This window comes from Georgenia subflava (genome assembly GCF_009193155.1).
In the GTDB taxonomy this organism is placed as follows: domain Bacteria; phylum Actinomycetota; class Actinomycetes; order Actinomycetales; family Actinomycetaceae; genus Georgenia; species Georgenia subflava.
This window is the reverse complement of record NZ_VUKD01000003.1, coordinates 752,974-762,060: the sequence shown is the minus strand read 5'-3', so window position 1 is coordinate 762,060 and position 9,087 is coordinate 752,974. Positions and strand designations below refer to the sequence as shown.

The window sequence follows — 9,087 nt, the reverse complement described above, 5'->3', positions numbered from 1 at the left end:
TGAGCTTCTCCGCTGGTTGAACATCGTGGCCCGGCACGGCGCCGGCCTCAAGGCCCTACGGCCGCTGCGCGGTCGCGCTCCGCGCGAGCCTTGACCCCGACGCCTCAACCGAGCACACCCAAAACCCCAGCCGGACAAGCAAAAAACAAGCCCAAGCAGACTCACCACACCCCCTTGACTCACCACCGCTCCTTCAGGGATGTCACTCGAGCGGTGGGCGTGCGCGGCCCCTACGACGGTCCCGGCTATGCGAACAGCCCGGCCGCGCCGAGGCGGGCGAGGCCGTCCTCCATGTGCTCGACCAGCAGGCGGTCAGCGGCGTCGGCGTCCCCGCCGCGCAGCGCCTCGACGATCGCGGAGTGCTCGGCCACGCGCACCAGCTCCTCCGGGTAGGTCCCGGACAGGCCGCGCAGGCACAGCCGGGTCTCGGTGACGAGGGTGCGGTGCATCCGCACGAGCCGGGCGCTGCCGGCCGCCTCCACGAGGACCTCGTGGAACTGCAGGTCCAGCTCGCCGAGGCGCTCGTCGTCCCCGGTGCGGGCGGCCTCGGCCATGGTGGCGAGCACCCGGTCCAGCGCTTCGGCCGGCTCCGAGCCGCCCCGGCGCACCACCTCGGCGACGGCACAGCGCTCGACGGCGGTGCGGGCGAGGTAGATGTCGCGGACGTCGTCGGCCGTGAGCTCGACGACGAAGAGCCCACGGTTGGGGACCGAGACGAGCAGCCCCTCCTGCGTCAGCCGCTGCATCGCCTCCCGCAGCGGACCGCGGCCGACCCCGAGACGCTCGGCGAGGTCGACCTCGCCGAGCCGGGCACCGGGCGCCAGGTCGCCGGCGACGATGGCGCGCCGCAGCCGGCGCGCCAGCACGGCCGGCGTGGACTCGCGCTGCACCGGCGGGGAACCGGCCACGTCACCTCCTGGTCTCGCCCCGGACGGCGAAGCGTCAGGGGGCGTCGGTCAGGGCCGGAACAGCCGTCCCAGCCCCGGCAGGTGCACGCTCGCACCAGCGATGCGCAGACCTTCCCACACCGTGACCTGGTTCGCCGTCAGGACAGGCTTGCCGACGGCGTCCTCGAGGTCGTCCAGCCAGGCCAGGGAGTGCAGGGCCGTGTCCGGCACCAGCACCGCCTGCGCGTCGCGGTGGTCGCCGTCCAGCACCATCTCCACCACCCGCTCCCGGCCGAGCGTGCCGACCTCGGCGGCCGTGACGATCCCGTGGCTGCCCAGGGCGACCACCTCGACCCCGCCGACGGCCAGCAGGCCCACGAAGTGCTCGGCCACGTCCTGCGGGTAGGACGCGGCCACCGCCACCCGGGTGAGGCCGAGCGCCCGGGCGGCCGCGACGAAGGCGAGCGACGTCGACGACGCCGGCCGCCCGGCCGCCCGGGACAGCTCGGCGGCCTGCTCGTGCGCCCCGTCCCACCCGAAGACGAAGCTGCCGGAGGTGCACGCCCACATCACCGCGTCGGGCTCGTGGGCCGTGAGCGCCGCCGCCCCCTCGGCCAGCCGTCCGGCGGACCCGAGGTCGAGCAGCGCGTCCACGCGGTGCGCGTCCTCACCGACCGAGGTGTGCACGAGCGGCAGACGCACGGCGCCGGCGAGGCGTTCCTCGAGCCGGGGGAAGTCGTCCGCGGCGCTCGACCCGGGGTAGAGCAGGCCGACGGCGGGGGCCTCGCCGGTGCGGGCCCGCACGTCACTCGCGGCGGGCTGGGTGCGCATAGGACCTCCAGGTCTCAGCCGAGTGTGCGCAGCGCGCACAGGGCGTAGGCGCGGGCCGCGGTGAGGAGGTCGGCCAGCGCGACGGACTCGTCGGGGCGGTGCGCCTGCCCGGTCACCGACCCGGCCCCGAGGACGACGACGTCGGTGCCGGTGGCGCGGGCGACGTACCCGCCGTCGCACGCGGCGCTCCACCCGGTCACGGGCAGGTCCGGGCCACCCGCGTCGCGGACCGCGGCGGCGGCCGTGCGCACCAGCGGCGCGTCCACGGGCGTCTCGAAGCCGGGCATCTCCATCACGACCTCGGCGCGCACGCCCATGCCCGCACCCGCCAGGTCGAGGGCGTCGAGGCGGGCGGCGAGCTCGCGGAGGGCGTCGGCGCCCGACTCGCCGGGGAGCAGGCGCCGGTCCACGGCGACGACGCAGTCGGCCGGCACGGTCGACGTGCCCGTCCCGCCGTGGATCTCCCCGACGTTCACGGTGGCCGGCCCGACGAGCGGGTGCGCCGCGGCCGCGAGCTCGCCGTGCCACCGGCCCAGCGCCGTCACCACCCGGGCCGCGCCGGCGACCGCGTTGACACCGTCGGCCGGGCTGCCCGCGTGCGCGGCCCGGCCGGTGACGTGGATGCGGACGTAGGAGTCGCCGCGGGCTGCGGCGACCGTCCGCAGGTCGGTGGGCTCGGCGACCACGCACCCGGCGAGCGGGGCGGCGTGGTCGGCGAGGTAGGCCTGCACCCCGAGCCCTGTCTCCTCCTCGTCGACGACGGCCGCGAGCTCGACCGGGCCGGTCAGCCGCACCCCGGCCCGGACCAGCGCGGCCATGGCCACCACCGCCGCAGCGAGGTTCCCCTTGGTGTCGGCCGCACCGCGCCCGACGAGCCGGCCGTCGACGACCTGGCCGGCGAACGGCGGCACGCTCCAGCCCTCGCCGACCGGGACGACGTCGGTGTGCGCGAGCAGCAGCAGGCTCGGGCCGGTGCCGCCGGGGGTGCGGGCGACGACGTTGGGTCGGTCGGGCGCCACCTCGGTCAGCACCACCTCGAGGCCGCGGTCCCGGCAGGCCGCGGCGAGGACCTGGGCCATCGGTCCCTCCCCGCCGGGCGGGTTCTCCCCGACGGCCCGGACCAGCTCGACCGCGAGATCACGCACCTCGGCACCGGTCACCAGGTCGAGGACCCGTTGCTCTGTGGCGATTCCGGAGCCGGAGGTCGTGCCAGCGCGCGCGGCAAGTGTGGCGGTGCCAGTGGGTACGGCGTCGGGAATGGCGGTACCGGCGGCTCGCGTGGCGGTGCCGGCAGCTGGTGCGGCGATGCCGGGACGTGCGCCGTCGTCTTCCGCCGCCATGAGCCGCTCAGCCACGGGCTGCGTCGATCGCGCGGCGCAGGCGCCGGATGCCGACGTCGGTGCGAGCCGGCGTCGTCGAGGCGAAGCACAGCCGAAGCGTGTTCGGGAAACGCCCGCCGGGGGAGAAGGACGAGCCCGGGATGTAGGCCACGCCCTCGGCCAGCGCGGCCGGGAAGAGCTGCTGGGTGTCGACGTCGTCCGGCAGGGTGACCCACAGGAAGAAGCCGCCGTCGGGGTCGGTCCAGGTGGCGACGTCGCCCAGGTGCTCGGCGAGTGCGTCCTGCATCGCCTCCTTGCGGGCGCGGTACTCCGGACGCAGCCGCGCGAGATGGTCGGCGAGGTGGCCGCCGTCGAGGAACGCCGCCACCAGGCGCTGCGCCGGCAGGTTCGTGCACGTGTCCATCGCCTGCTTGGCGTTGATGAGCAGCTGGCCCAGCTCGGGTGCGGCGTCCACCCAGCCCACCCGCAGCCCCGGCGCCAGGAGCTTGGAGAACGTACGGACGGAGAAGACCAGCGGGTCGCCGTCGCTGAGCTCGCGCAGCCCCGCCACCTCGTCCCCGGCGAAGCGCAGCAGGCCGTAGGGGTCGTCGTCGATGATCATCGCGCCCCACTCGCGCGCGATCTCGAGGAGCGCCTCGCGGCGACGCAGCGAGAGCGTGGTGCCCGACGGGTTCTGGAAGTTCGGGATCGTGTAGATCGCGGTGGGTGTGCGACCGGCCCGGGCCACCAGGTCGGGCAGGAGCTCGACGACCAGACCGTCGTCGTCCATCGGCGCCTCGAGGACCTCGCCGCCGTAGGACATGACCGTGGCGGAGCCGTTCGTGTACGTCGGGGACTCCACCACCACCAGGTCACCGGGGTCGACGAAGAGCTTGCAGGCGAGGTCGATGCCCTGCATGCCGCCGCTCGTGATGGTCAGCCGCTCCTCGGTCGTGGCCTCCCCGGTGCCGTCGAGCATCGCCAGCACGGCCGAGCGCAGGGCCGGGTCGCCCTCGGTCGCGGCGTAGAGGTAGGCGTCGTGGCGGGCGAGGACGGCGGCGTTGATCTCGCCGAGGACGTCGGTGGGGACCGCCTCGGCCGCCGGCGAGCCCATCGCGAAGCTGACGACGTCGTGCTCCTGGCGCGCCAGCAGCGAGGTGCTCGAGTCGATCACCGACCCGACCAGGCCGGTGGCCCGGGAGGCCAGGGGGAGCTGGGTGGCCGACTGTCTCATGGTCACGTCCTCGTCGTCGGGGTCATCGGATGATCGTCAGGTTCTGGGTGAGGCGGGTGAGGCGCTCGACGCCGCCGGCGGTGACGACCACCGGCTCCGACAGCTCGTATCCCCAGCCGTCCATCCACATGCCGAGGATCACGTGGAAGCACATGCCCGCCTGCAGGGCCACCTGCTCGCCCGGGCGCAGGCTCACGGTGTGCTCGCCCCAGTCGGGCGGGTAGCCGAGGCCGATCGAGTAGCCCATCCGGGACTCCTTGACCAGGCCGGCGTCGGCGAGGACCGCCTGGCCGACGGCGTGCACCTCGTGCGCGGTGCGCCCGGGGACCATCGCGGCGAGGAGCTGCGCCATCGCGTCGCGCACCACTAGTGCGGTGTGGGCCAGGCGCCGGTCGGGCCGGCCGGGGATCACCGTGCGCGCGAGCGGGACGTTGTAGCGCCGGTAGGCCCCGGCGAGCTCGACCGTCGTCGCCTCGCCGGCGCGGAGCCGCTCGTCGGACCAGGTCAGGTGCGGTGTGCCGGCCCGGCGGCCGGTGGGCAGCATCGGCACGATGGACGGGTAGTCGCCGCCGTGCTCCGGCGTGCCGACGGCCTGCGCGGCCATGATGTCGGCGACGACGTCGCACTGCCGCCGGCCCGGACGGACCGCGGCGAGCGCCACCTCCATCGCGCGCTGGGCGATGGTGCCGGCGATCCGCAGCTGGTCGAGCTCGTAGGGAGACTTCACGAGCCGGACCCAGTTGACCAAGGCGCGGCTGTCCTCGATTCGTACGCCCGGCAGCCCGGCCGCCAGGGCGAGGTAGCCGCGTGCGGAGAAGAAGTGGGCGTCGAGGTCGGCGGCCACCACGTCACCGTCGGTCACGAGGCCGCGCTCGCGCAGCCGGCCGGCGATCCACAGGTACGGGTGGGTGGTCTCGTTGTGCACGAGCTCCTCGGGGTAGCCCTCCACGTCGTCGGTGCCGAGCCAGGTGGTGAAGGTCGCCCCCGCGGCGTCCATGGCCCGCGCGAACAGCACCGGGCTCCCGGCGGCGGGGACCACCAGGCACTGCGGGGTGTAGAACGACCACGCGTTGTACCCCGACAGGTAGTTGATGCTGGCCGGGTCGGCCACGACCAGGGCGGCCAGCGACCGCTGGGCCATGACCGCACGGACGCGCTCGAGCCGCCGGGCGTGCTCCTGCGGCGGACTGCCGGCGGCGGGCGCGCGCGCCTGCCGCCTCCGCGTGGGCGCGGCCGGAGCGGGGCGGACCGTGGCGGGCGGCGGTGCCGTCCGCGGAGGGGCTTCGCGCGTGGTCGTCGCGCTCGTGCCGCGGGAGGCGTGGTCCAGCATGGGGTCTCCGATCACACGGCGGCAGGGGTGGTGCTCCCGCGCAGCGGGTGGCGTCTGGTGCGGGGGCCGGGGGCGCGCCGGGCGGCGAGCAGGCGTTGCCGCGGGCCGACGGCGGAGCGTCCGATCGCGCGGAGCGCGGCCCACATCGTGGCCTGGTTGGCCGTCACGACCGGCTTGCCGAGCGCGGCCTCGAGCGGGGCGATGACGTCGTAGGTCGGCAGGTTGGTGCAGGAGATGACGACGGCCTGCGCCCCCACGTGGTCGGCGCTCATGACGAGGTCGGCCGTCGTCGAGTACGGCACCGCCCAGATCCCGCCGGCCATGCCGAGGTGCGCGCTGGAGACGACCTCCACCCTGCACTCGGCGAGGTAGGCCCGCAGCCGCTCGGTCACGTCGAGGTCGTACGGCGTGGCGACGGCGACCCGCCGGACGCCCAGGTGCGCGAGCGCCCGGCGCAGCGCACCGGCGGCGGTGAACGCGGCGGGTGCCCCGGCGGCGAGCATCGCGTCGACCAGCAGTCGCTCGCCCCCCGTGCCGTGCACGAACGCCGCCGACGTGCACCCGTAGGCGTAGACGGCCGGGGCCGAGGCGGCCAGGTCGCGCACCGCCAGGCTCAGCGCCATCGGGTCGCCCAGGCGCTCCGCCATCTCCACGGAGACCGGCAGGCCCGTGTAGGGGGTGCGCGTGCACAGCAGCGAGACGTCCGCCGGCGCCCACCGTCGCAGCTCGTGGTCCAGGGCCATGTCGGGCGGCAGGATCATGCCGATGCCGTCGGGCTGCACCGGCCCGGCGGCCCAGGGACGCTCGCGCACGGGCGACCTCCTCTCGAAGGCGGGTCGGCAGCACCGCCGGCCCCTGCTGCCGATCATGACCCGCGCGAGGCATTGTTGACAACACCGCCGCGCGTTTCTACGTTCCTTTTGACCAGGACCTTGCGATTGCCGGGCGAAAGGACGGCCAAGTTTGTTTCCGGCGTGTTTCACGCCGCGTCGTGGCGGGGTATTCCCGCCGGTGGTCACGACCGCTGAGGAGCCGCGCACCGCTGCGGCAGGACGGGGATCCATGACCTTCGCCCAGCAGGGCTCGAGGCGCCGCATCGCGGTCCTCTGCGCCAATTCCGCCGACCGCCCGCCGCACCTGGCTGCGCTCGAGGAGCGGGCCGACGTCGCATATACCGACGCGGACGGGCTGGAAATGGCCCTCGCGGACGCCGACGCGCTATTCCTGTGGGACTTCTTCTCGACGGCGGTCCGCGACGCGTGGCCCTCGGCCGGGCGGCTGCGCTGGATCCACGTCGCCGCGGCCGGCGTCGACAGTCTTCTGTTCGACGAGCTGCGCGCGTCCGACGTCGTGGTCACCAACGCCAAGGGCGTCTTCGACCGACCCATCGCCGAGTTCGTCCTGATGTCGGTGCTCGCCCACGCCAAGGACGCCCGCGGCAGCCTCGACCGGCAGCGCGAGCGCCGGTGGGAGCACCGGGAGACCACGCTCGTGGCCGGCAGCACCGCCCTGGTGGTGGGTACCGGCGCCATCGGGCGCGAGATCGCCCGCCTGCTCCGCGCCGTCGGCGTCGAGGTGCAGGGGGCCGGCCGGAGCGCGCGGGACGGCGACCCGGACTTCGGGTCGGTGATCGCCAGCACCGATCTCGTCGCGCACGTCGGCCGGGCCGACCACGTCGTCGTCGTGACCCCGCTGACGCCGGCGACCACCGGGCTCATCGACGCCGAGGTCCTCGCCGCCATGAAGCCCACCGCCCACCTCGTCAACGTCGGACGCGGCGCCGTCGTCGTCGAGGACGACCTCGTCGCGGCGCTGACCGCGGGCCGGCTCGCCGCCGCCTCCCTGGACGTCTTCGCCACCGAGCCGCTGCCGAGCGACAACCCGCTCTGGACCACCCCGGGCGTGAGCATCACAGCGCACATGTCCGGCGACACCTTCGGCTGGCGGGAGACCCTCGCGCGGCAGTTCGTGGACAACGCGCTGCGCTGGCTCGACGGCGAGGAGCTCGCCAACGTCGTCGACAAGGAGCTCGGCTTCGTCCCGAGCACGCAGCCGGCGGGGGAGCCGGGCCGGTGAACGACCTCTCCCGCCTCCCGGCCACCGACCTCGTCGCCCGGTACCGCGACGGCTCGATCTCACCCGTGGAGGCCACCCGCGCGGCGCTGGCGGCCATCGACGAGGGCGACCGCGCGGTCAACGCGTTCGTCCTCGTCGACCACGAGGGTGCCCTGGCCGCGGCCGCCGCGTCGGAGCGGCGGTGGCATGCAGGGTCCCCGCTCGGGCCCGGCGACGGCGTGCCGACCTCGGTCAAGGACATCCTGCTCACGGCGGGCTGGCCGACGCTGCGCGGCACGCAGCTCGTCGACGAGGCGGGACCCTGGCCCGACGACGCCCCCGCCGTCGCCCGGCTGCGGGAGACCGGCGCCGTCCTACTGGGCAAGACCACCACCCCGGAGCTCGCGTGGAAGGGAGTGACCGACTCCCTCCGGCACGGCGCGACCGGGAACCCGTGGGACCCGGCCCTGACGTCCGGCGGCTCGAGCGGCGGCTCCGCCACCGCCGTCGCCCTGGGCATGGGGGCGTGGTCGGTGGGCACCGACGGCGGCGGGTCGGTCCGTATCCCGGCCGCCTTCACCGGGACGGTCACCATCAAGCCGACGTACGGGCTCGTGCCGATGTACCCAGCCAGCCCCTTCGGCACGCTCGCGCACGCCGGGCCCATGACCCGCACGGTGAGCGACGCCGCGCTGCTGCTGGACGTCGTCACCGGGTTCGACGCCCGCGACTGGTCCGCGCTGCCGACGCCGGCCGGCTCCTTCCTGGACGGCCTCGACGACGGTGTGGCCGGGCTGCGCGTCGCCTACTCCGCGGACCTGGGGTACGGGGAGAACGACGCCGAGGTCGAGGCGGCCGTGCGCCGGGCGGCCGGCGTGCTGGCGGACCTCGGCGCCGTCGTCGAGGAGGTCGACCCGGGGTTCGCCGACCCCGTGGAGGCGTTCCACGCGCTGTGGTTCGCCGGTGCCGCCAAGGTCCTCGAGCCCTTCGGCGACGACGTCGTCGGGCGGGTCGACCCGGGGCTGCATGCCGCGATCGCGCGCACCGGACCCGTCGACGCCGGCCGCTACCTGGACGCGACAGCGGTGCGGATGAGCCTGGGGGTCCTCATGGGACGCTTCCACGAGACCTACGACCTGCTGGTGACGCCGACGCTGCCGCTCCCGGCGTTCCCGCTCGGCGCCGACGTCCCGCCCGGCTGGCCGAGCTCGGACTGGACGAGCTGGACGCCCTACACGTACCCGTTCAACATGACCCAGCAGCCCGCGGCGTCCGTGCCGTGCGGGTTCACCGCGGCGGGGCTGCCGGTCGGCCTGCAGATCGTCGGCCCGCGGCACGACGACGCGCTCGTCCTGCGCGCCGCGCGGGCGTACGAGGCGGCGACCGACTGGGGGGCGGCGGTGCCTCCCGCGGCCCCGCCAGGTAGCTGAC

Annotated in this window: 8 protein-coding genes; 2 read left to right on the top strand and 6 right to left on the bottom strand. The window is 75.2% G+C overall.

Translation table 11 applies throughout. The features are described 5' to 3' along the window. Positions 1-245: 245 nt before the first annotated feature. The 6 genes from GD748_RS13375 to GD748_RS13350 are packed head-to-tail and all read right to left on the bottom strand — an operon-like array spanning position 246 to position 6,362. On the bottom strand, positions 246-908 hold the full coding sequence (locus GD748_RS13375) for a GntR family transcriptional regulator (RefSeq protein ID WP_152195650.1): 663 nt from the start codon (positions 906-908) through the stop codon (positions 246-248). Between the two features lie 48 nt (positions 909-956). Further along, a complete protein-coding gene (locus GD748_RS13370) occupies positions 957-1,718 on the bottom strand; it encodes a maleate cis-trans isomerase family protein (RefSeq protein ID WP_152195649.1) in 762 nt (253 codons plus the stop codon). A gap of 14 nt (positions 1,719-1,732) precedes the next feature. Beyond that, on the bottom strand, positions 1,733-3,073 hold the full coding sequence (locus tag GD748_RS13365) for a M20 family metallopeptidase (protein ID WP_226921314.1): 1,341 nt from the start codon (positions 3,071-3,073) through the stop codon (positions 1,733-1,735). Then, the gene (locus GD748_RS13360; RefSeq protein WP_152195648.1) at positions 3,066-4,271 is read right to left on the bottom strand and encodes an aminotransferase-like domain-containing protein; all 1,206 of its coding nucleotides are present in this window, start codon (positions 4,269-4,271) and stop codon (positions 3,066-3,068) included. Before GD748_RS13360 ends, GD748_RS13365 begins: the two co-directional genes overlap by 8 nt. A gap of 22 nt (positions 4,272-4,293) precedes the next feature. Beyond that, complete coding sequence (locus GD748_RS13355) at positions 4,294-5,601, bottom strand: M24 family metallopeptidase (protein WP_152195647.1); 1,308 nt, start codon at positions 5,599-5,601, stop codon at positions 4,294-4,296. Positions 5,602-5,612: 11 nt separating this feature from the next. Beyond that, the gene (locus tag GD748_RS13350) at positions 5,613-6,362 is read right to left on the bottom strand and encodes an aspartate racemase/maleate isomerase family protein (protein ID WP_152195737.1); all 750 of its coding nucleotides are present in this window, start codon (positions 6,360-6,362) and stop codon (positions 5,613-5,615) included. A gap of 301 nt (positions 6,363-6,663) precedes the next feature. On the opposite strand from GD748_RS13350, the gene GD748_RS13345 reads away from it, so the two are divergent. Beyond that, complete coding sequence (locus GD748_RS13345; protein ID WP_152195646.1) at positions 6,664-7,677, top strand: D-2-hydroxyacid dehydrogenase; 1,014 nt, start codon at positions 6,664-6,666, stop codon at positions 7,675-7,677. Then, complete coding sequence (locus GD748_RS13340) at positions 7,674-9,086, top strand: amidase (RefSeq protein WP_152195645.1); 1,413 nt, start codon at positions 7,674-7,676, stop codon at positions 9,084-9,086. Before GD748_RS13345 ends, GD748_RS13340 begins: the two co-directional genes overlap by 4 nt. Position 9,087 lies beyond the last annotated feature (1 nt).